Here is a 23,086-nt window from a genome sequence, read left to right on the forward strand (position 1 = left end):
AACCGTTTGGGAACAATTTAGCGCTCCGGAATCTTGCGCGCCAGGGAGAGTTCAGCGCCGTGATGGCCGCCAGCAAGACTGCTTTGCAACCCGCAACGATCGACGGCCTGCTCGACCGCGAGCAGGCGCGGTTCCTCGACACGCATCCCCGCTCGGCAGCGGCCTGGGAGGAGGGCAAGACGCATTTCCTCTATGGCGGACCGTCGCATTGGATGCGCCGTTGGGCCGGCGGCTTCCCGGTCTATGCCGCTTCGGCGCGCGGCGCGCATATCCGCGACATCGACGGCCATGACTATGTCGACTTCGCGCTTGGCGACACCGGCGGCATGTGCGGCCACGCGCCGGAGGCGGTAACGCGGGCGGCGCTTCACCAGTTGCAGAACGGCACGACGATGATGCTGCCCACCGAGGACAGCCTCTGGGTCGGCGCCGAGCTCACGCGCCGCTTCGGCCTGCCTTACTGGACGCTGACCACTTCGGCCACAGATGCCAATCGCGGCGCCATCCGCATTGCCCGCATGATCACCGGCCGTCCCAAGGTGCTGGTCTTTTCCGGCTGTTATCACGGCGGCGTCGAGGAGGCGCATGTCGAGATCCGCGACGGCAAGATCGGCATGCGCAACATGATCCACCCGAACGGCGTCGACCATTCGGCCGTCTCCCGGGTGGTCGAGTTCAACGACGTCGCGGCGCTCGAGGAAGCGCTGTCGCATGGCGACGTCGCCTGCGTGCTGACCGAGCCGCTGATGACAAATTTCGGCATGATCCCGGTCGCCGAGGGCTTTCATGCAGCGCTGCGCGAGATCACGCGCCGCACCGGAACCGTGCTGATCATCGACGAGACGCACACCATCTCCAGCGGCCCCGGCGGCTACACCGCGCTGCACGGCCTGGAGCCGGACATGCTGGTCGCCGGCAAGGCGATCGCCGGCGGCATTCCGGCCGGCATCTTCGGCACCTCGCAAGAGATCGCCGAGCGGCTTTGGAAAATCGTGCCGATGGTCAATCCGCGCGTGCGCCAGTCGGCGCATCTCGGCATCGGCGGCACGCTGGCCGGCAACGCGCTCACCGTCGCCACCATGCGCGCCGTGCTGGAAGAGGTGCTGACGCCGGCCAATTTCGAACGGATGATTGCCAACGCCACGCACCTTGCCGAAGCCCCGCGGAAGATCATCGCCGGCAACAAATTGCCCTGGCATGTGACGCAGACGGGCGCCCGCGCCGAGATCATGTTCATGCCGAACCCGCCGCTGAGCGGCGCCGACGTCATCGCCGGTCGGCGCGGCGACCTCGAGACGCTTTTGCATGCCTTCTACATGAACGAAGGCATACTGGTGACGCCCTTCCACACCATGTTCCTGATGTGCCCGGCGACCGAGCCGGCCGATGTCGATCGCCACACGCAAGTCTTCGGCCGCTTCGTCGATCTCGTTCGCAGCGCGGGCGTCGTCTGAACGATGGCGAACCCGTTCGACCTCACGGGCAAGGTGGCGCTGGTGACCGGCGGCGGGCGCGGTATCGGCGCGGCAATCGTCGCGCGCTTTGCCGAGGCAGGCGCCTCGGTGGTCATTGCCAATCGAACGCTGGATGTCGCCGAGGCGCTTGCCATCGACCTGAAGGCGCGCGGCCTCTCCGCCCGCGCCGTCGCGCTTGCCGGGCTGGACCGCGGGGCGCTGCACGCACTCGTCGGCGATGTCGTGCGGGAGGTCGGCCGCATCGACATCGTCGTCCACAACGCCGGCGGCTGTCCCTGGGCATCGGTCGAGGAACTCGACGAGGACAAGCTGGAAGAAGCGCTGTCTATCAACCTGAAAGCCTGTTTCTGGCTGGCGCAGGCGGCGGCGCCCGCAATGCGCGCCAACCGTTTTGGTCGCATCCTGGTGACGTCCTCGGTGTCGGCGCGGGTCGCCATGGCCGGCGGGGCGCACTATTCGGCAGCCAAGGCCGGCGTCAATGCCTTCATCCGCGGCGCGGCCTTCGAGCTCGCCCGCGACGGCATCACCGTCAATGGCGTCGAGCCGGGCTTCATCGCCAAGCCCGGGCGCGGCACGATGAGCAAGCCCGAGGTGGCGGACAGGCTCGGGCAATTCATTCCGATGGGCCGTCTCGGCGAAGCCGACGACATCGCCTACGCCATGCTCTACCTTGCCTCCGAGCAGGCGAAATACACCACCGGTCAGACCATCGTCGTCGACGGCGGTTCAACCTTGCCTGAGACCGGCTATGCCGTCGAACGGCACTGGGGGCTCGCATGACCCGCCGCCTCGAAGGCCGCACGGCTCTGGTGACAGGTGCCGCCACCGGCATGGGGCGCGCCACCGCCGAGCTGTTCGGGCGTGAGGGCGCCAAGGTCGTCGCCTTCGGGCATGGCGGGGACGTACTGGACGAAGCGGCCAAGGCCAGCGGCGGCACCGCCGTGCGCGGTGACATCACCGATGCCGGCGACATCGCTCAGGCCATCGATGCCTGTGACGGACGTCTCGACATCGTCGTCAACGCCGCCGGCATCATGATCCTCGACGAGCCGGAGACGCTGAGCGACGAGACCTGGGCCAAGAGCTTCGCCGTCAACGTCACCGGTTCGATGATGGTCTGCCGCGCGGCGCTGCCGCTGCTCAAGGCGCGCGGCGGCGCCATCGTCAACATCGCCTCGGTCGGCGCCTTCAACGCCAGCGGCCAGAACGCCGCCTATTCGGCGAGCAAGGCGGCGCTCGTCTCCTACACCCGCTCGCTTGCCTTCGCGCATGGCGTCGACGGCATCCGCGCCAATGCGGTGGCGCCTGGCTGGGTGCGCACGCCGATGAGCGTCTACGAGATGAAGGTAGCTGCCGCCGCCAACGGCTCGACGCCCGACGCGGAGTTCAAGGCGCTGACCAATCGCATCGCGCTGCGCCGCGTCGCCGAACCCGAAGAGATCGCCTCCTGCTGCCTGTTCCTCGCCTCCGACGAAGCGTCCTTCGTCACCGGCGCGGTGCTGGTGGCGGATGGCGGCGGTCGCGCCCCGACACAGAACAGGGCGGTGTGACGTGAATTGAGGTTTTGCTCACCGAGCAGCGTGGAGGCGCAGGCCGGTGGGAGAGGAGGAGAAAAAATGCCCGACAGAAGTGCCGACCTGGTTTTCACCAATGGCCGCATCTACACGCTCGACCGCAAGCGGCCCTGGGCCTCGGCCGTCGCCGTCAAGGGCGGCCGCATCGTCGCGGTCGGCGAGGCCGCTGATGTCGCCGCGCTGACCGGCGCTGCCACCCGCGTCGTCGACCTCGAGGGCGCGATGATGATGCCGGGCATCGTCGACGTGCATGCGCATCTGATGATGGGCGGCCAGGCCGAGCTCTTCGAGCTGCGTTTCCCGCCGACGGCAAGCTTCGAGACGCTGATCGCGCGCGTCGGCGAGGCGGCGGCCAAGGCGCCGGAAGGCTCCTGGATCATCGGCGGCCAATGGGGCAGCGATCTCTTGCCGAAGCTCAACCGGCTGGAAGCGCTGGCGGCGCTCGACCGGGTCAGCCAGGGCCGGCCGGTGATGCTGCGCGACGACACCTATCACAACCGCTGGGTCAATTCGCAGGCGCTTGTTCTCGCTGGCCTTTCCGCTTCGTCGCCCGATCCGGAGAAGGGTTCGATCGGCCGCGATCCGGCGACCGGTGCGCTGACCGGCATGATGATCGAATCCGCCGCCGGCATCGTCGAGCGCACCATCGCGCAATCCGGCCATTACACCGAAGAGATGGACCGCGCCGCGATGGCGCGCTCGATCGCGACGCTCAACTCCTACGGCGTCACCGCATTCCTCGACGCCGCCGCCATGCAGCCGATCCTCGCGGCGCTGAAAGGCCTCGACGATCGCGGCGAGCTGACCGCATGGTCGGTCTCGGCGATGCCGGCGGTCGAGCCTTCCTTCATGTTCGGCATTGCCGGCGACGAGCTGATCGCGCTGCGCGAGCAGTATCGCGGCGTCCACGCCAAGCCGGATTTCGTGAAAATCTTCCTCGACGGCGTGCCGGGCGCCCGCACCGCCGCCTTCCACGAGCCCTACACCAAGGACCCGGTGCTCGGCTGCTGTTTCCGCGGCTCGACCATCGTCACCGTACCGGAGCTGATCCGCTGGGTAGGCAAATGCGAGAAGCTCGGCCTCGGCGTGAAGATCCATTGCGCCGGCGATGCCGCCGTCAGCCAGGCGCTGGATGCCATCGACGTCGTTCGCTCCTTCAACGGTTCGACGAAGGTGATGCACCACATCGCGCATGCAAGCTACATCGCGCCGGACGATATCGCGCGTTTCGCCGAGCTCGGCGTCGTCGCCGACCTGTCGCCGTTCCTCTGGTATCCGACGAGCTTCCTCGAAGGCCACAAGCAGACCATGGGCGAGGCACGCGCGCTGCGCTTCTGGCCGAACAGGGACCTGCTTGCGGCCGGCGCACTGCTGGCCGGCGGCTCCGATTGGCCGGTGATGCCGAACCCCGATCCGTGGGACGGCATCGAAGGGCTGGTGACGCGCCGCAACCCGAGCGGCGAGTTTCCGGGCGCCGCGCTCTGGCCGGAGCAGGCGATCGACGTCGCGACAGCGCTGGAAATCTTCACCATCAACTCGGCTCGCGCGATCGGCCTCGCCGACACCGTCGGCTCGATCGAGATCGGCAAATCGGCCGATCTCATCGTGCTCGACCGCAACGTGCTGGAGACGCCGGCCGAGGACCTCGCCGACACCAAAGTGCTGACGACCTGGTTCGAGGGGAGGGTGGTCTATGAGCGCGCCTGATCCCACCAGCGACGCGAGGATCCCGGTGACAATCCTCACCGGCTTTCTCGGCAGCGGCAAGACGACGGTGCTCAACCGCCTGCTGCGCCAGCCGTCGCTTGCAGGTGCTGCCGTCATCGTCAACGAATTCGGCGCAGTTGGACTCGACCATCTGCTGATCGAGGCGAGCGAGGAGCAGTTCACGCTGCTCGACAATGGCTGCGTCTGCTGCACCGTGCGCGGCGATCTCGTCGCCACGCTGAAGGAGCTCGACCGCAAGAGTCAGGCCGGCGAAACGAGGCCGCTTTCTCAGGTGATCGTCGAAACCACAGGGCTCGCAGATCCGGCGCCGATCCTGCACACGCTGATGGCCGAAGCCGAGCTTATGACTCGCTTTCGCATCGGCGGTGTCGTCACCACCGTCGATGTGGTGAATGGCGCGGCGACGCTCGCCCGCCATTCCGAGGCCGCCAAGCAGGTCGCCGTCGCCGACCGGCTGCTGATCACCAAGACCGATCTCGTTTCGAACGAAGCGCTTGGCGACTTGCAGCACCACCTTGAGCATCTGGCGCCGGCCGTCGAGCAAACCATTGCCCGCAACGGCGAAGTCGAACTCGATCTGCTGGCGAGCTTGCCCGCTGATGCCGCGTCGGATGTGGCCCGCATCGCCGGGCGGCTCGAAGCGGCGGATCATCACGACCATGCATGCGGACCTGATTGCCACCATGGCCACGATCATCATCACGACACCCATCACGGCATCCGGTCCTTCAGCTTCATCATCGACAAGCCGGTCGAGTGGAGCGCTTTCGCCCGCTGGCTTGACTATGTCGCGGCGCTGAAGGGCGAGAACCTGCTGCGCTTCAAGGCCATCGTGCGCACAACGGACGATCCCGAGCGGCCGCTGGTGCTGCATGGCGTGCAGCATGTCTTCCACCCGCCGGCGCGGCTCGACCGCTGGCCGTCAGCGGACCGTCGCACCCGGCTGGTGTTCATCGTCCGCGACATCGAGCGCGAGACCATCGCCCGCACGCTGGTGAAATTCGCCGCCATCGATGCCGCGAGCATCGCCACGCCGGCGCTCGCCGCCGCCTGAAACCGAATAACATGATGACAAAAATGGGAGAATGAACATGCATTGGAAATCGAGACTGCTCGCAGCGGCAATTGCCGGGGTTGGGCTTGCCGCCATGGCCGGCACGGCCTCCGCCGCCGGCCCGACCTGCAAGGACGGCGCCATCAAGGTCGGCGCCGTGTCGACCGTCACCGGCCCTGCCGATTTCTCGGAAGTGCCGAAGGCAACGCAGGCCGCCTTCGATGCGGTCAACGCCGCCGGCGGCATCAATGGCTGCAAGATCGACTACACCATCGCCGACGACAAGGCCGATCCGGCAGTCGCGGCACAAGCCGCGCGCGACCTGATCGACAACAAGGAGGCCGTGGCACTGGTCGGCTCCGCCAGCCTTCTCGACTGCGCCGTCAACTCCGCCACCTACAGCCGCAAGAAGATCCTTTCGGTGCAGGGTCTCGGCGTCGACGCCGCCTGCTTCTCCTCGCCCAACGTCGCGCCAGTCAATGTCGGGCCTTACACGCTGTCGACGGCGATGGCCTATTACGCCACCAACGAATTGAAGACGAAGAAGCTCTGCGCCTTCTTCATCATCATCGGCGGCACCCAGGAGGCCTACAAGAAGGCGATCGAGAACTGGGAGAAGATCAGCGGCCAGAAGATCCACCTGATCGACCTGACGCTGCCCTTCCAGGGCGACCTGACGCCTTACGTCATCAAGGCGCGCGACGCCGGCTGCGACGCGGTGCTGACCAACCAGGTCGAGCCGCAGGTGGTGCAGCTGATCAAGACCGTCGATGCCCAGAAGATCACCGGCATCAACTGGCTCTTCCTGGCCCCCGGCTACACCGAGCAGGTCGCCAAGGCGCTGGCCGACACCAAACAGCCGATCTATGTCGGCACCGAGTGGGAGCCCTTCACCGAGAAGAACTCGGCCGCCAACGCGCAATGGATTGCCGACATGCAGAAGGCGAACCGGCCGCTCACCGCCTTCTCGCAGGGCGGCTACCTCGCCGCCGAGCTGTTCCTGAAGGTGGTCGCCTCGATCGACGGCGAGGTGACGCGCGAAAGCGTGGCGAAGGCGCTGCACGACATGCAGCCGCTCACCAACCCGCTCGCCGGTTCGCCTTACGTGTTCGGCAAGGCCAAGACGCATTCGCCGATGCAGGCCACCAAGGTGATGAAGCTCGACGCCGGCGCCTGGAAGGTCGAGACGCCGGACTGGGTCGTGCTGCCGCAGGCCAAGTGAGATCCTCCCGGGTGCCGGCGCTGCCTTTCGCCTTGAAATGTCCGGTTCACCCTCCGAAGCTGCAGCGCAGCTGCTGCGGAGGATGGGCAGGACAATGAGAGGCGGCGCCGGCCTCGGCAATACTCGGGTCCGATGCCCAACCCGCTTTCCAGATTGGAAAAAAATGAACGCATTGCTCACATCCGCCGTGGCGGGACTGACGGCCGGGGGCACCTATGCCCTGCTAGGTGTCTGCGCCGTCTTCACCTACCGGCTTGTCGCCGTGGTGAACTTCACTGGGGCCGCGATCGGCACCGCCGGCACCTTCGTGCTGATCGCGCTCTTCGAGGCCGGTTTCCCGATCTGGCCCTCAGTGCTGGCGGGCATAGCGGCCGGCACGCTGACCGGCGTCGCAATTGGCTACATAATGACCAGGTGGTTCGGCGAGGCGAGCGCTTCGACTAAAGCGGCGGTGACGGTGGCGCTGCTCGTCGGCCTGATCGCGGTCGGGTTGCGGTTGACCGGTGGCCAGCATCCGCACAACATGCCGGAGCTGTTCCCGGGCTCGGCCTTCCGTCTCGCCGGCGTCGAGGTGACCATCGCCTCGGTGCTCACCATCGGGCTTGCGGTGCTGTTCACCGTCCTTTCCGACCTCTTTCTCAACCGTACCAAAATCGGCCTCAATCTGCGCGCGCTGGCCGACCGGCCGATGGCGGCTGAACTGCTCGGCGTGCGCGTGCAATTGTTGTCTTTGCTGGTGTGGGACATGACCGGCGCCTTCACCACTTTCGCGCTGATGATCATCGCGCCGCAGCGCTCGCCGAACTTCATGACGCTCAGCCTGCTTGTCGTGCCGGCGTTGGCCGCGGCGCTTATCGGCGTCTTCCGCAGCTTCTGGTGGACGCTTGCCGGTGGCATTGCGCTCGGCATCGTCGAAGGGCTGGCAAGCTCCCTCGACAGCGTCAGCCAGTATCGCAGCGCCATCCCCTTCCTGGTGGTGCTCGCCGTTCTTCTGTGGTCGCAGCGGGAGGCCCGCTGGGATGAAGCGCGCTAGTTCGAGAGCCTCGTTCGCCATCATCGTCGTGGCGCTCGTCGCTGGCGGGGCCGCCTATGCCGGCCTGTTGCCCTCCTATTGGGTGTTCCTTGCAACCTCGGTGCTGATCACCGGCGTCGCCTTGCAGAGTCTCGGTCTCGTCGCCGGCCGCACCGGCATGATCGCGCTCTGTCAGATGTCCTTTGCCGGCGTCGGCGCCTGGACGGTCGGTTATCTCAACCTCGCCGAGGCGCCGGGAGGCCTCGCGGCGTGGATCCTGGTCGGCGGTCTCGCGGCCGTGCCGTTCGGCGTCGCCATCGGCCTGCCGGCTCTGCGGCTGCGCGGCATCAACCTCGCCATCGTCACGCTCTCCTTCGCCACTGCCTTCGACACCATCCTGGCCACCATGACCTATCCGGGCCAAACCGACTTCCTCCAGGTGCCGAGGCCGGAGCTGTTCGACAGCGACGAGGGCTATTTCGTCTTCGTGCTGCTGTTTTATGTGGCGATCGCCGTGGCGCTCGAATTCATCAGCCGCTCGCGGCTCGGCGCGTCCTGGCTGGCGGTGCGCCACTCCGAGCGCGCCGCTGCCGCGCACGGCGTCAGCATCGCGACCGCCAAGCTCTCGGCCTTTGCGCTCAGCGCCTTTGTCGCCGGCGTTTCCGGCGGTCTGCTCGCCGGTTATCTCGGCACGCTGGTCGCCGAGAATTTCAGCATGATGCAGTCGCTCTCGCTCTATGCGGTGTCGGTGATGGCCGGCGCGCATTTTGCCGAGGGCGCGATCATCGGCGGTCTGCTCGTCGTCATGTTCCCCGAACTCCTGCGCCGGCTGGACTGGCCGCAGGACATAGGCAATGTGCTCTTCGCCATCGGCGCCACCCAGGCGCTGGCGTCCGGCGAGACGATGAGCGAGACGTTCCGGCGCCAGTTCCGCAAGCTGCTGCCGGTGCGCGCACCGAAAGCCGCCGCCGCGTTTGCTTCGGACCTGCCGGCAGCAGTCGAGCGTGCCGCCGGCCCGGCATTGAGCATCGACGGTTTGACGGTCCGCTATGGCAGCGTGGTCGCGCTGAACAATGTCAGCCTCACGGTGGCGGCCGGCACGGTGGCCGGTCTGATCGGCCCGAACGGTGCCGGCAAGTCGACCTTCATCGACGCGGTGGCGGGCTTCCTGTCGTCCTATCAGGGCAGTGTCCGCCTGGAAGGCAAGCCGCTCGAAGGCGTGCCGGCGCATCTGCGCGCCCGCGAGGGCGTGCGTCGCACCTGGCAGACCAACCGCATCGCGCCGGAGCTCACCGTCGGCGGTTACCTGGCTTTGGCCGCCAAGGGCCTGTCGACGAGCGAGACCAAAGCCGTGCTCGACTGGCTCGACTGTCCGCATCCCGACACGCTGGTCGCCTCGGTCGATGCCGGCACGAGGCGGCTGCTCGATGTCGCGGGCGTCGTCGCCGCGCGCCCGGCCGTGGTGCTGCTTGACGAGCCGGCCGCCGGCCAGTCGCATGAGGAAACGCTGCGGCTTGGCCAGCGCATCGCCGAGATCCCGAAACTGTTCGGCTCGGCCGTGCTGCTGGTCGAGCATGACATGGACCTCGTGCGGGCGGTCTGCTCGGAGGTAACCGTGCTCGATTTCGGCCAGGTCATCGCTTCTGGCCCGCCGGCGAAGGTCCTCAGCGAGCAGGCGGTCAAGAAGGCCTATCTCGGCATCGAGGAAGAGAGCGTCGCGGCATGAGCAGGCTCGTCGTTTCCAACCTGTCGATCGACCGCGCCGAATTGCCGGTGGTCTCGTCGGTCGATCTCGTCTCCGAGAGCGGTGCGATCAGCGTCGTGCTCGGCGCCAATGGCGCCGGCAAGACGACGCTGCTCGAGGGACTGTCCGGCATCATCCCGGTCGCCGGCGGCACCATCGCCATCGACGGCCGCGAGCTGCAGAAGGCACGGCCGGGTGCCCGCTCGCGCGAGGGGCTTGCCCATGTCGAGCAGGGCCGCACCGTCTTCCGCCAACTGACGACGGAAGAGAATTTGCGCGTCAGCCTGCATCCGGGCGCCGATATCGCGGAAGCCTATGCGCTTTTTCCCGAGCTGGTGCAGCGCCGGTCGGTGAAGGCGAGCCTGCTGTCGGGCGGCGAACAGCAGATGCTGGTCATCGCGCGTGCGCTTCTCACCCGCCCGAAGGTGCTTTTGATCGACGAGATGTCGGCCGGCCTGGCGCCGGTCATCGTCACGCGGCTGATGACAGCCGTGCGCAAGCTCGCCGATGACGGCCTGGCCGTCGTGCTGGTCGAGCAGTTCGCGGCCCTTGCGCTGTCGATCGGCAACCGCGCCTATGTCATGCGCCGCGGCCGCGTTGTCTATGACGGCGACTGCGCGAAGCTGCGGCAATCGCCGGACGAACTGCACCGGCTTTATCTCGGCGGGGCTGAAGCCGCCGCGCCTGTTTGATCGGTACTGTCAGGAGAGCAACGGAACATTAGACAAGGTCTCGATTTTACGGCGGCTGGAGCTTAACCAGCGCGCCGCAAACGGCTATCAATCGTCGCGACGTCATGCTTCGGGGGGCGCGCGGCTTGCAGCTGGATTTGAAGACAATCGAGGCTTTGGCGCCCGATCAGGCCTCGCTTGGCGCCGCCGCCAAGCTGACCAAGCGGTCGAACTGGCCCCGGCTCGAAGCACATGAACAGCTGCCGCTGATCTGGGGCGAATGCCAAGGTTCTGGATCCAACCCATACCGGGTGGCGTTCGACACCTCCGATCACGGCTATAAATGCACCTGTCCGTCGCGAAAGTTTCCGTGCAAGCACATACTGGCGCTGGCGTGGATCGGCGCCACGACCCCCGACAGTTTCGCGCGCGTCGACCAGACGCCCGACTGGGTGAATGACTGGCTCGGCCGTCGCCGCAAGCCCGGGCAGCCGCCGGCCCAGGCGCCTGCGCGCGCGGAAGGCAAAAGCATCGACGAGGCATCGCGGCCGGAAGAGGCCGCCCCTGTTGAGGACGCCGCTGCCGCCGAACGCCGCGAGGCGGCGCAGCGCAAGCGGGCGGAAGATACGCGAAGCGCCGTTTCGGCCGCGCTCGATGAGCTCGACCAGTGGATCGCCGATCAGTTGCGGCTCGGCCTTGCCGGCTTTGTCGACGCCTCGAGCGAGCGCTGTCGCCGTATCGCGGCAAGGCTTGTCGATCTCAAGGCGACGGCGCTGGCCGGGCGCATCGACGAGCTGCCGGCGCGGCTGATGGCGCTGCGCAGCGAGGAGAGGCCGGACGCTGCGATCCGCGAGCTGGGCAAGCTGGTGCTGCTCGCCAAGGCCTGGCGTGCCGCGCCCGACGATGCCGAGCTGAAGCGTCTCGTGTCGACGTCCGAGACCCGCGACCAGATCCTCACCAATCCCGATGCAGTTCAGGTGGAGAGCGACTGGGAGGTGCTCGGCGAGAAGATCGAGACCCGCCGGGACGGCCTCGTCAGCCACGCGACCTGGCTGCTCGATCTCGGGAGTCCAATCCCACGATTTGCACTCCTGCTCGATTTCTTCCCGGCATCGGCGGGACGGCGCTCCGCCGCCTTCGCTCCTGGGGATCGTTTCAAGGCCAGGCTGGTGTTCTATCCGTCTGGAAACCCGCTGCGGGCGCTGGTCGCGGAACGGTTGGGCGATGTGGCGCCAGGAGCTTGGCCGTCATTTGCTATGGACGCGGCCGGCGATCCGCTGGCTGCCTACACCGCCTTTCAGGACGGCGCGCCATGGCTGGCCGATTGCCCGGTCATCCTGCCCGCCGGCGCAATCGCGCTGGACGACAGGGAAGGCGCCTGGTGGCAGGCGGCGAACGATCCGCACGGCATCGCCCTGCCAGTCGCAGGCTCCGTCAGCCAGACCTTGCTCGGCCTCGATCTCACGGCGACGGCTGCGCTCTGGAACGGCGCCAGGCTCGAGTTGCTGGCCTCGCAAAGCAACATCGGGAGGCTCGATCTATCATGAACGAGCACGATCAGGCAGGGCTGGCACGATTGCGCGACGGCTGGATTTCAGGTGGGGCGGCTTTCGAGCTTGCGCCTGCCGAGTGGAAGGAAGTCGCTGCCGCTTCCAGTGCCGACGAGCAGGAGCGTCGGCTGCTGGCCATCGCAGCGCAAGCGCTCGATGTCGCGCTTCGCCCTGCGGCGCCGAAAACCTTGAAGCGGCGTCCGCCGCTGCCGGTGCTGGCCTTGCCGATGCTGCCTGAACGGCTCCGCCCGTTGCTGCGCGCTGCGCTGAAATATGCCGCCGATATGCGGCTCAAGACCCGCGTGGCCGCGCTCGTCGCCAGCCGAGGCTTCGTGCTGCATCCGATGGATTGGATGCCTGCTGCGACGGATCAGGAAAGCCCGGACGTCTATGCTCCCTGGATCGACTGGCAGGCAGGTGCGGACAGCGAAAAACAATCCCGACGCGAGCACCTGACGGCGGAAACCTGGGACGATTTTTATCCCGCCGCGCGCCGTAGCGCGCTGGTCGATTTGCGGCGCTCCACACCCGCCTTGGCGCGAACCCTTATCGAGACAAAAGGGGCAAGCGAGCCCGCGGAAGTCAGGCTTGCGCTCATCGAACTCATGCGCTTCGGTCTGAGCGCGGACGATGTGCCATTTCTGAAGAGCCTGTCCGCCGATCGCTCGGGCAACGTGCGCGACATGGCGGGCCGGCTCCTAGCGAGATTAGGTGAGCATGGCAATCCAACTGAAGGCGGGTCGGAAGACCCGATAGCCGAGCTCGCCGCTTTCATCGAGGAAGGCAAATCCGGCTTCATCCGTCGCCGCACCACCTACGCGCCGATAAAGCCCAAGTCACAGGCGCAACAGGGACGTCGCGCCGACTTGTTCGCGTCCTGTTACTTCGGCGATCTCGTTGTCCGCTTCGGCAAGACGGAGCCGGATTTCATCGGCGCATGGCAGTTCGGCGTCGATGACGGTGCCGATCTCTTTCTCGTCCGAATGATCGCGGTGTCCGGCAGCGATGCGGCGGTGGCCTGTCTGGCGGATCTGCTGGTCGCCGCTGGCGGCAGGCTGGCGCTTCTCGTCCTCCAGCTCATGTTGCGTCTGGACGGCGGCAGAAAGCGTGCCTTGATCAGGCAGATCCTGAATGATGCGCAAAACCTGGCCGCGCTCAATCTGGTCGAAGGCGCGGAAGCAGGCTGGCTCGAATGGGGCGACCTCGCAAACGGCAAGACGCTTTCGGCGCTGAGGGCCGCCGTCTCGGGTGATAATGACGTCACGAAACGAAACACCGAGCAGTATCTCGAAACCATAGGCTTTCTCGCCTCGGCGGCGACGGCGGAAAAACTGATCGGCGACATCGTTGCCGCCGGGCTTCCGCCGGCCTCGCCATCGCTCAGTCTGCTGCGGCTCAACGCAGCACTGACCGAAAACCAATCCGCCAAATGATCAATCCGGAGAAGATCGCATGAACGCAGCCATCCGCCTCCCGGCCGAACAGGTCTACGCCGCCGAACTGCACGCGCTCGCGCAGGGCGATGACCGCCAGAAGCCTGCCGGCTGGAGCCTGTCGCCGAAAGCCGTGCTGACCTATCTGATGGGCGGCAAGGCGAACGACGGCACGGTGATTTCGCCGAAATATGTCGGTCGTCGGCAGCTGATGGAAACGGCGGTCGCCACGCTCGCGACAGACCGGGCGCTGCTTCTGCTCGGCGTTCCGGGAACCGCGAAATCCTGGGTGTCGGAACATCTCGCCGGCGCCATCATGGGCAATTCGACCCTGGTCGTGCAATGCACCGCCGGCACCGACGAGAACCAGATCCGCTACGGCTGGAACTATGCACAGCTCCTGGCAAAGGGCCCGAGCCAGGAGGCGCTGGTGCCGACGCCGCTCTACCGCGCCATGCAGGACGGCAAGCTGTGCCGCCTGGAAGAGCTTACCCGCATGGGCTCCGACGTTCAGGACACGCTGATCACCGTGCTGTCGGAAAAGATGATGCCGGTGCCGGAATTGAACACCTCGATCTATGCGCAGCGCGGCTTCAACATCATCGCCACCGCCAACAACCGCGACAAGGGCGTCAACGAGCTTTCCTCGGCGCTGAAGCGCCGCTTCAACGTCGTGGTGCTCCCTTTGCCGGACGACATGGCGGAGGAAGTCTCGATCGTCTCCAGGCGCGTCGGCGAGATGGCCGGCGGGCTGGACCTTCCGGTGCCGAAAAATGTCGGCGAGGAGATCGCTCGCGTGCTCACCATCTTCCGCGAATTGCGCTCGGGCGCGACCGCCGACGGCAAGGTGACGCTGAAGACGCCGTCGGGCTCGCTGTCGACCGCCGAGGCGATCGCTACGATGGTCAGTGGCCTCAGCCAGGCGGCGTGGTTCGATGACGGCAAGCTCCATGCCGAAGGGCTGGCACCAAGCCTGGTCGGCGCCATCGTCAAGGACCCTGTGCAGGACAAGGTGGTGCTGGAGGAATATCTGGAGACGGTGCTGAAGAAGCGGCCCGACTATGCCGGCTATTATGCGGCGCTCAACGCGGCCATCTGAACCATGGCGCGGGACGGCATCAGCTATTTCGGCATTCGCCACCATGGGCCGGGCTCCGCCGGCAGCCTGGTCAAGGCGTTGCAGGAATTGCAGCCCGTCGCCGTGCTGATCGAAGGGCCAGTGGATGCCACGCCGCTGCTGCCGCTGCTTGCCAGCCCCGACATGAAGCCGCCGGTGGCGTTGCTTTGCTACCCGGAGGACGATCCCGCCGCGACCAGCTTTTGGCCTTTCGCGGAGTTCTCGCCGGAATATCAGGCCGCACTTTGGGCTGTCGCCAACAAGGCGGCGTTGCGCTTCATCGATCTGCCATCGGCAGCACGGTTTGCCGAGAAGGGGCCTGAAGGCCCGACAGACGCCGATGCCGCCGAGACGGAAGTCACGGAAGAGCACAATGAAGAACCCACCCGCATCCAGGATCCGATCGGCACTTTAGCGCGCGCTGCCGGCTACGAGGATGGCGAAAGCTGGTGGTCGGACATCATCGAGCAGAATCCCGCGCCCGGCCCGATCTTCGCGGCGATCGCCGATGCGATGACGACGCTGCGTGACGGCGAAGGCGCGATCGGCAAGTTCGAGGCGATGCGCGAGGCGCATATGCGGTTGGAAATCGCGGCTGCACGCAAGGAATTCGTGGGGCCGCTGGCGGTCGTCTGCGGCGCCTGGCACGTGCCGGCCTTGCAAGCGGCACACACGCAAAAGAGCGACCAGGCTCTGCTCAAGGGCATCGGCCGGCGCAAGACCACGATGACCTATGCGCCCTGGACCGGGCCGCGCCTGGCGCTGGGCTATGGCTACGGCGCCGGCGTCGTCGCACCCGGCTGGTGCAAGCATCTGTGGCAGACGCGTGGGCAGGACGACGCCTCGGTCCTGTGGCTTGCGCGCATCGCCTCGGTCCTCCGCGCCAAGGGCCACATGATTTCGACGGCGTCGCTGATCGAGGCGGAGCGTCTGGCGCGCGCGCTCGCCGCCATCCGCGAACGGCCGAAGCCGGGCTTCGAGGAATTGCGCGACGCTTCGGTTTCAGCCCTCTTCAACGGCGAAGCCCTGCTGTGGAAGATGGTCGAGGCCGAGCTGCTGCTTGGTGCCGATGTCGGCGAGATTCCAGCCGACACGCCGCTGGCGCCGCTGATCGACGACCTGCAGCGCAACCAGAAGGCCGCCCGGCTGAAGCCGGAAGCGCTCGAGCGGGAACTCTCCGTCGACCTGCGCAGCGAGAGCGGGCTGTTCCGCTCGACGTTGCTGCACCGGCTGAACGTGCTCGGCGTCGGCTGGGGCAGGCTGACCGATGTCGGGCGCAGCCGGGGCACGTTCCGCGAGCGCTGGATGCTGGCCTGGCAGCCGGAATATGCGGTGCGCCTGGTCGAGAACCTCGTCTATGGGCCGACGATCGAGAAGGCCGCCAATGGCCGGTTGATCCAGATGATCGGCGCTGCCGCGACACTCGATGCTCTGGCCACGCTGGTGCAAAGCGCGATCACGGCGGCGTTGAGCGAAGCGTCAGCAGCCGGCCTTGCCGCGCTGGAGGAAAAGGCGGCGCATAGCAGCGAGTGCCTTGAGCTCTTGGCCTCGGTGCCGCCGCTCGCCGACATCATCCGCTATGGCGAAGCGCGCAAGACCGAGACCGAGCGCCTTGCCGGCCTGCTGGAACGACTGATCATCGAAGGCTCGATCGCACTGCCTTACGCCGCGCGCGACCTCGACGCGCAGGCTGCCGGCGCGCTGATGGGCGCACTGCGCAAGGCCGACGAAGCGATCAAGCTGGTCGAGCCGGGCGAGCCTGTCCTGGAGGCTTGGCGCAACGGGCTCGCGGCCGTGCTCGACTCCTCACGCTCGACGCCGCTGGTGGCCGGCTGCGCCGCGCATCTGCTCTATGAGGCTGGCCGCCTCTCCGCCGAAGCGACCGGTGACCTGTTGGCAAAGCGCCTGTCGCCGGGAACGCCGGTCGCCGATGCCGCCGCCTTTTTCGAAGGCTTCTTTAGCGGCGCCGGCCAGCGGCTGATCTATGACGACGGGCTGCGCGGCGCCGTCGATGCCTGGCTGGCATCGCTCGACGAGGAATCTTTCGTGGCGCATCTGCCGCTGCTGCGCCGCGTCTTTTCCAACCTCGACAACATGGAGCGCCGGCGCCTTATCGAGGCCGTGCTCGGCAGGAGAGCAAGCTTGCCTGCCGGGCTGACGCCTGCCCCGGATGGCGGCGAGGCCTGGCGCAGGCATTTTGGTCTGCTCGCCAAGCTGCTTGCAGGAGAGCCCAGCAATGGCTGATGAAGCGAACGGGCCGGACGTCGATCCGACCGAAGACAGCAGGGAGCGCCGCTGGCGGCTGGCGATCGGCGCCGACGACGAGTCCTCTTCGGCGCTGTCCACTGAAGACCGCAAGCTTTCGGCGGCGCTCGATGCGCTCTATGGCAGCGGCGATAGCGCCGGCGATCCTCGCAAGCGGCGCGGCGGGCTCGGCCGTTCGGCGCCGCGCGTCGCGCAGTGGATGGGCGACATCCGCTCGTTCTTCCCCGAGCAGGTCGTCCAGGTCGTGCAGAAGGACGCCTTCGAGCGGCTTAACCTGAAGCAGATGCTGATGGAGCCGGAATTCCTCAAGGCGATCGAGGCCGACGTCAATCTCGTCGCCGACCTCGTCTCGCTGCGCTCGGCGATGCCGGACAAGACCAAGGACATCGCCCGCTCCATCATTTCCGATATCGTCGCCAAGCTGATGCAGCGCCTGGAGCAGAAGACCGCCGAGGCGATCCGCGGCGCGCTTGATAAGTCGCGGCGCACCAACCGGCCGCGTCAACGCGATATCGACTGGCCGCGCACCATCTCGGCAAACCTTCGCCACTACCAGCCGGACCATAAGACCGTGGTGCCGGAAAAGCTGGTCGGCTTCATGCGTCGCCAGCGCCGCCTGGTCGACCTCGACGAGGTGACGCTCTGCGTCGACCAGTCCGGCTCGATGGCAAGCTCGGTCATCTACGCCTCGATCTTCGCCGCGGTGATGGCCTCGCTGCCGGTGGTGCGGACCAAGCTGGTTTGCTTCGACACCGCGATCGTCGACCTGACCGAAGAACTCAGCGATCCGGTCGAGGTGCTGTTCGGCGTCCAGCTCGGCGGCGGCACCGACATCAATCAGGCGGTCGCCTATTGCGCCGAGCGCATCGAGCGGCCGACCAAGGCGCATTTCATCTTGATCACCGATCTCTACGAAGGCGGCAACGGCAAGGAGCTTCTGCAAAGGCTGGCGGCACTTGTCCGTTCAGGCGTCAACGTCGTCGTGCTCTTGGCGCTCACCGACCAGGGCCGGCCCGGCTACGATCCCTCGATGGCCGGTTCGGTCGCCGCGCTCGGCATTCCGGTCTTTGCCTGCACGCCCGACCATTTTCCCGACATGATGGCGGCGGCGTTGCGTCGCGAGGACATCGCCGCTTGGGCGGCAAGTGCCGACATCAAACTTGTCCGAGCGGACGTCGAGACGCCAAACGCGTAGCACTTGTGACCGGCGCGTTCACAACCCGCGAATATGCGCCAGACTGCTTGGCTGCCCGGCAGGTGTCCTTGTTCAGCAGCTCAAAGCCCGAACGGATAGGTCTCGGGGACGTCCTTTCCGGCGTGCTCTGGTCCGAGCGGCGTGACCGCTTTCGTCTTGTTGAACCAGACAAAGGCGTCGAATTGCCTCGGCAAAGAGGCGTCGGCATAGTGGCTGCGCAATTCCGTCTCCGGCCGGTAGATCACGCCGATGAAGCGTTCGAGCCGACGCTCCAGCAAGCGATTTCTCAACGCGCCGTCGCGGTCGAAATCGAGCAGAAATCGCGGCACACCGCTATCATGGCAAAGTCGTTCGTAGCTGTCGGCGTGCGACGGCCGCACTCGCATAACCTCCATCGGAACGTCCCAGTCCGATGCCGCTGCCACCGTGCCGCTGTCGGTGCCAAAACCGATCAGCGCCGCCTGGTTGCCGAAGCGCTCGCGGCAGAGCTGGCCGATGTTCAGCTCCTGCCTGATCGTCCCCATCTCGGTGTGGCGGGCATCGCCGATGTGGGAATTATGTGCCCAGACGACGGCTTTCGCCTCGGAGCCACGTGCCTCGAGCAGATGTTCGAGCGTTTCGAACATATGCCTGTCGCGCAGGTTCCATGAATCGGCACCGCCGTAATACATGATCCGATAGTAGCGTTCGGCGGCTGCGATCAGCCTTGCATTCTGCGCGGCATCGAGAAAGTCAGCGCCGTCCTGTCGGGCGTAGTCGAGCTGCCTCGCAAGCAGTTCCTGACACTGCTCCAACACTGCTTGTTCACATTTTCGATAGCCAGAGGTGAGCACGGCGCGTCCGTATGTGGACGGCTCATTCTGCCAAGGCGTCAGGCAGCCGTAGCGTTGCCGCGCGGCAGCAGCCGCTTCCGGATCGACGTGGTCGAGATAGCGAAGCACGGCCGCGATCGAGGCGCTCATATTGTAGATGTCGAGACCGTAAAAGCCGACCATGCGATTCGCATCGTCGAGATTCGCATTGTGACCTCGCATCCAGCCGACGAACGCTTCGACGTCGGTGTTGCGCCACATCCATGTGGGAAAGCGCTGGAACGGTGGCTCGGCGGCCGTGCGCGCCGGCCGATGGCGGATGTAGCGGTCGATGGCCGCCGCATCCGGCCAATCCGCTTCAACCGCGACGATCACGAAGCCATGCTTTTCGATGAGCCTACGCGTGATTGCGGCGCGCGCCTTGTAGAACTCTGAGGTGCCGTGACTGGCCTCGCCGAGAAGGACAAGACGCCGGTCGGCGAAGCGGTCGAATAGGTCGCCGAAGGCCGGGTCTCGGAAATCGGGCAGCGGCTCGGCGGCGACTGCGATCATCTCCGGCAGGCTTTGTCCGCGCGCCGGCGGCGTGACCGTTCTCGGCAGATCATCATCGGATTTAGGCCTTTCCGCCCATCCTTCTTCGCCGATGAGTGGAACGAATTGCACGCCACCGAGGTCTTCCTCCGCGTAGGTCGTCGCGCCGGTGCGTGTGACCTTCAGCAGGCGCTGGTCGTCGGGGTCGTTGCCGACCGGGATCACCAGGCGGCCACCGACATCGAGCTGTTCCTGAAGCGCCAGCGGTGCGCCGGGACCGGCCGCGGCCACCACTATGGCGTCGAACGGAGCGGCGCCGCCCCACCCCTTGGTGCCGTCGCCGGCGCGGACCTCGATATTGTCGTAGCCAAGGCGGTCGAACCGCTGGCGGGCGACTTCGGCGAGCGTCGCATGGCGCTCGATCGTGTAGACGCGACCCGCGATGCGGCTCATCACTGCCGCCGCGTAGCCCGACCCGGTTCCGACCTCGAGAACGCGGTCGCCAGGATCGATCTCGGCGGCTTCGACCATGTAGGCGACCATAAAGGGCTGCGAGATCGTCTGGCCCTTGCCGATCGGCAGGGGGGTGTCCTCATAGGCGAATTCTTCGAAATCGGGATCGACAAAGGCCTCGCGTGGAACCTCCCGCATCGCCTGCAGGACGCGGCGGTCGCGAATTCCACGCTGGGCGATCTGGACATCGACCATCCGGCCGCGCGTCAGAGAAAGTTCGGCCATCAATGCCTACCCATCATGGATAAGTAACGTCTTGCCCAAAACCATCTGCAGGCAGGAAAGTTTCATGGGCCCGGACAATTTCAACCATCCTCCGTTACGAGACTCAGAATGGTTTCTCGCCGATCACCTCGAAACGCTCGACTGCGCAGTGCTCGCCGACGAGCGCCAGCACGTCGGTTGAAGGCGCTTTTGCGTCGGGCTGCTTCCATTGAATATTGAAGGAAAACACGAAACGGTCGCGGTCGCCATCATGCTCCATGCCGACGAAACGCGCATCGTAGCCCAGAGGTCGCACCATCTCCTGCAGATCGGGCGGCGAACTCTTCGGCCATGAGACCGACAGGATCGCCCTATGGTCGCGCGGGATCTTGAGGTCGACCCATTTCAGCGCCTGCAGCGTAACCAAGGTCAGCACCGTCGCGATGCCGCCGAGGCCGTACTGGCCGCCGCCGAAGGCAAGGCCGATCATGGTCATGATCCACATCGTCGCGGCGGTGGTGACGCCGGTGACCAGATCGCCGCGCCGCAGAATGGCGCCGCCACCAATGAAGCCGACACCGGTAAGCACGCCGAGCGCGAAGCGCATCACATCCATGCGCACGAAGGAGTCCGGAGCCTTGCCGGCGACGTCGAGCAGCATGTTGGCCTGGACCATGGCCACACATGCCGCCAGACCGACCAGGATTGTCGTGCGCAGCCCGGCGGAATGACCCCGGGCCTCGCGATTCAGGCCGATGAGGAAGCCGGCGAGCAAGGTCAGCAACAGTCGCCCGACAAGGTCCGGCCAGGTCGGATGAAGCGGCATGTCGCAGCAAAGCGTCTCAAGCATCGACTGTCAGGGCGCTGAAATTCGCCGCGCCTCAATTTCGTCTGCGACGATCAACTAGGCAGAGCCGAGGATGGTTCCTTGGCGGTGCCCGGGAGCATCCGTGATGCGCAAGCTTCAGTGGGCGGCGAGGCTGACCATCAGCGCCAGCACCACGATGCCCACCAACCCGGCGATGAAGATGATGCGCTGCATGCGCGTGCGCAGGATGATCTCGCCCTGCCGTGCGTCTTGGCCGGAAAAAACCGGCCCTTTGCCATCGCGATCCTTGCTCATGATTTGCTCCTTCCCTCGAACGGTGCGGAAGGTGTCTGAGCAGGAACCAATTTGTCGGCGTGAAGTTCCGCCCCGTTTCGGCGAGGCGAATGCCCGCGATCGGATTGCGACCGGTCGCGGGCCATAGTTGGCTCAGCCGAATTTCGGATCCAAGCTGCCCGACTTGTAGCGCTTGGCCATGTCGGCAAGCGGGATCGGCTTGATCTTCGGCGCGTTGCCGGCTGTGCCGAACTGCTCGAACCGCTCCTTGCAGAGCTTCTTCATCGCCGCCATCGCCGGCGTCAGATATTTGCGCGGATCGAATTCCGACGGGTTCTCGGTCAGCACCTTGCGGATCGCGCCGGTCAGCGCCATGCGGTTGTCGGTGTCGATGTTGATCTTGCGCACGCCATGCTTGATGCCGCGCTGGATCTCTTCCACCGGCACGCCCCAAGTCGGCTTCATCTGGCCGCCATATTTGTTGATGATCTCCTGCAGGTCCTCGGGCACCGAGGACGAGCCGTGCATGACCAGATGCATGTTGGGCAGGCGGCGGTGGATCTCCTCGATCACGTTCATCGCCAGCACCGCGCCGTCGGGCTTGCGCGAGAATTTATAGGCGCCGTGGCTGGTGCCCATCGCGACAGCCAGCGCGTCGACATGCGTGTCGCGCACGAACTGCTCGGCCTGCACCGGGTCGGTCAAAAGCTGGTCGTGGCTGATCGCGCCTTCGACGCCGTGGCCGTCTTCCTGCTCGCCGCCGCCGCTCTCCAACGAGCCCAGCACGCCGATCTCGCCTTCCACAGACACACCGCCCCAATGCGCCATGTCGACGACGCGCCGCGTGATGCCGGAATTATAGGCGTAGTCGGCCGGCGACTTGCCGTCCTCCTTCAGCGAGCCGTCCATCATCACCGAGGTGAAACCGTACTGGATCGCGGTGACGCAGGTCGCTTCGTTGTTGCCGTGGTCGAGATGCATGCAGACCGGGATGTCGGGATGGATCTCGACAAGCGCGTCGATCAGCTTGGCCAGCACCACATCATTGGCATAGGCGCGCGCGCCGCGGCTGGCCTGCAGGATGACCGGCGACTTGGTCTCCTCGGCCGCCTCCATGATGGCGAGCCCCTGTTCCATATTGTTCATGTTGAAGGCAGGCACGCCATAGCCGTGTTCGGCGGCATGGTCGAGCAATTGTCTCAATGTGATGCGAGCCAACGAATAGTCTCCCGTATCTGGTTGCAGGCGCGATTTGGCAGGTTGGGCCGAAGCCCGGCCCAACTGCTTCTGGCTGGATTTCCGACGGACCGCAACCCACTCAAGGCGCGGTCCTGAAATCCAAATCGGTTTAGTTCCGATGCGCCGTGCGCGAAGCGGTCAGGCGGCGATCTGCTCACGCGCGGCGAGGATCTCGACGCAGGCCCTCGCGGCTTCCTTGCCCTTCACGATGAAATGCTCGTGGAAGAAGCGGTGGTGCTCGGCGCTATCATGGTAGTTGTGAGGCGTCAGCACGGCCGACAGCACCGGCACGCCGGTCGCAAGCTGCACAGTCATCATGCCGTCCAGAACGGCGCCTGCCACGAAATCGTGGCGATAGATGCCGCCATTGACGACAAAGGCGGTGCCGAGGATCACGGCATAGCGGCCGGTCTGGGCGAGCGTCTTGGCGTGCAGCGGGATTTCATAGGCTCCCGGCACGTCGAAGACGTCGACGGCAAAGCCGCCAAGCGCGGCAAGCTCCGCCTCGAAGGCAGTGACGCATTGGTCGACGATATCGGCATGCCAACGCGCCCGGATGACGGCGACACGACGGGTAGTATGGTCTTTGGAGAAATGCTGATTCATGGGTCCTTCCTTCCGTTTCGAACCAGAATCAGGACGCAC

Annotated in this window: 19 protein-coding genes; 14 read left to right on the forward strand and 5 right to left on the reverse strand. The window is 65.9% G+C overall.

The window, feature by feature from the left end:
* Positions 1–62: 62 nt before the first annotated feature.
* The 14 genes from AC0YKC_RS00560 (at position 63) to AC0YKC_RS00625 (ending at position 18,040) form a co-directional block, all read left to right on the forward strand.
* Complete coding sequence (locus AC0YKC_RS00560; protein ID WP_488509142.1) at positions 63–1,454, forward strand: transaminase; 1,392 nt, start codon at positions 63–65, stop codon at positions 1,452–1,454.
* A gap of 3 nt (positions 1,455–1,457) precedes the next feature.
* A complete protein-coding gene (locus AC0YKC_RS00565; protein WP_488509144.1) occupies positions 1,458–2,255 on the forward strand; it encodes an SDR family oxidoreductase in 798 nt (265 codons plus the stop codon).
* Positions 2,252–3,025 carry an SDR family NAD(P)-dependent oxidoreductase gene (locus AC0YKC_RS00570; RefSeq protein WP_488509146.1) on the forward strand — a complete coding sequence of 258 codons (774 nt, stop codon included), beginning with the start codon at positions 2,252–2,254 and terminating at the stop codon, positions 3,023–3,025. The genes AC0YKC_RS00565 and AC0YKC_RS00570 overlap by 4 nt, the downstream gene beginning before the upstream one ends.
* A 66-nt stretch (positions 3,026–3,091) precedes the next feature.
* On the forward strand, positions 3,092–4,756 hold the full coding sequence (locus tag AC0YKC_RS00575; RefSeq protein WP_488509147.1) for an amidohydrolase: 1,665 nt from the start codon (positions 3,092–3,094) through the stop codon (positions 4,754–4,756).
* Positions 4,743–5,831: a CobW family GTP-binding protein gene (locus AC0YKC_RS00580; protein ID WP_434721580.1), complete on the forward strand. Its 1,089-nt coding sequence runs from the start codon at positions 4,743–4,745 to the stop codon at positions 5,829–5,831. Before AC0YKC_RS00575 ends, AC0YKC_RS00580 begins: the two co-directional genes overlap by 14 nt.
* 37 nt (positions 5,832–5,868) lie before the next feature.
* Positions 5,869–7,053, forward strand: a complete 1,185-nt coding sequence (locus AC0YKC_RS00585; RefSeq protein ID WP_488509149.1) for an ABC transporter substrate-binding protein — start codon at positions 5,869–5,871, stop codon at positions 7,051–7,053.
* Positions 7,054–7,216: 163 nt separating this feature from the next.
* On the forward strand, positions 7,217–8,086 hold the full coding sequence (locus AC0YKC_RS00590) for a branched-chain amino acid ABC transporter permease (protein WP_488509151.1): 870 nt from the start codon (positions 7,217–7,219) through the stop codon (positions 8,084–8,086).
* Positions 8,073–9,791 (forward strand): branched-chain amino acid ABC transporter ATP-binding protein/permease, encoded by a 1,719-nt coding sequence (locus AC0YKC_RS00595; RefSeq protein ID WP_488509152.1) that lies wholly within the window; start codon positions 8,073–8,075, stop codon positions 9,789–9,791. The genes AC0YKC_RS00590 and AC0YKC_RS00595 overlap by 14 nt, the downstream gene beginning before the upstream one ends.
* Positions 9,788–10,501, forward strand: a complete 714-nt coding sequence (locus AC0YKC_RS00600; RefSeq protein ID WP_434721583.1) for an ABC transporter ATP-binding protein — start codon at positions 9,788–9,790, stop codon at positions 10,499–10,501. The genes AC0YKC_RS00595 and AC0YKC_RS00600 overlap by 4 nt, the downstream gene beginning before the upstream one ends.
* Before the next feature lie 125 nt (positions 10,502–10,626).
* Complete coding sequence (locus AC0YKC_RS00605; protein ID WP_488509155.1) at positions 10,627–12,027, forward strand: SWIM zinc finger family protein; 1,401 nt, start codon at positions 10,627–10,629, stop codon at positions 12,025–12,027.
* Positions 12,024–13,463, forward strand: a complete 1,440-nt coding sequence (locus AC0YKC_RS00610) for a DUF5691 domain-containing protein (RefSeq protein WP_488509157.1) — start codon at positions 12,024–12,026, stop codon at positions 13,461–13,463. Before AC0YKC_RS00605 ends, AC0YKC_RS00610 begins: the two co-directional genes overlap by 4 nt.
* 19 nt (positions 13,464–13,482) lie before the next feature.
* Positions 13,483–14,562, forward strand: coding sequence for an ATP-binding protein (locus tag AC0YKC_RS00615; RefSeq protein ID WP_488509159.1), 1,080 nt, complete (start codon positions 13,483–13,485; stop codon positions 14,560–14,562).
* A gap of 3 nt (positions 14,563–14,565) precedes the next feature.
* Positions 14,566–16,824: a DUF5682 family protein gene (locus AC0YKC_RS00620; protein ID WP_488509161.1), complete on the forward strand. Its 2,259-nt coding sequence runs from the start codon at positions 14,566–14,568 to the stop codon at positions 16,822–16,824.
* Positions 16,817–18,040 (forward strand): VWA domain-containing protein, encoded by a 1,224-nt coding sequence (locus AC0YKC_RS00625; RefSeq protein WP_488509165.1) that lies wholly within the window; start codon positions 16,817–16,819, stop codon positions 18,038–18,040. The genes AC0YKC_RS00620 and AC0YKC_RS00625 overlap by 8 nt, the downstream gene beginning before the upstream one ends.
* Before the next feature lie 80 nt (positions 18,041–18,120).
* Here AC0YKC_RS00625 and AC0YKC_RS00630 read toward each other — a convergent pair whose 3' ends face one another.
* The 5 genes from AC0YKC_RS00630 to AC0YKC_RS00650 form a co-directional block, all read right to left on the reverse strand.
* Positions 18,121–20,121 carry a protein-L-isoaspartate(D-aspartate) O-methyltransferase gene (locus tag AC0YKC_RS00630; RefSeq protein WP_488509167.1) on the reverse strand — a complete coding sequence of 667 codons (2,001 nt, stop codon included), beginning with the start codon at positions 20,119–20,121 and terminating at the stop codon, positions 18,121–18,123.
* Positions 20,122–20,224: 103 nt separating this feature from the next.
* The gene (locus tag AC0YKC_RS00635; RefSeq protein ID WP_320294613.1) at positions 20,225–20,950 is read right to left on the reverse strand and encodes an MgtC/SapB family protein; all 726 of its coding nucleotides are present in this window, start codon (positions 20,948–20,950) and stop codon (positions 20,225–20,227) included.
* Between the two features lie 114 nt (positions 20,951–21,064).
* On the reverse strand, positions 21,065–21,223 hold the full coding sequence (locus AC0YKC_RS00640; RefSeq protein WP_488509169.1) for a peptide ABC transporter permease: 159 nt from the start codon (positions 21,221–21,223) through the stop codon (positions 21,065–21,067).
* A gap of 132 nt (positions 21,224–21,355) precedes the next feature.
* The gene (fba, locus tag AC0YKC_RS00645; protein WP_140675387.1) at positions 21,356–22,420 is read right to left on the reverse strand and encodes a class II fructose-bisphosphate aldolase; all 1,065 of its coding nucleotides are present in this window, start codon (positions 22,418–22,420) and stop codon (positions 21,356–21,358) included.
* 159 nt (positions 22,421–22,579) lie between these two features.
* Positions 22,580–23,047, reverse strand: coding sequence for a 6,7-dimethyl-8-ribityllumazine synthase (locus AC0YKC_RS00650; RefSeq protein WP_488509173.1), 468 nt, complete (start codon positions 23,045–23,047; stop codon positions 22,580–22,582).
* Between the last annotated feature and the right edge of the window lie 39 nt (positions 23,048–23,086).

It is taken from the genome of Mesorhizobium sp. CNPSo 4661 (assembly GCF_057784215.1).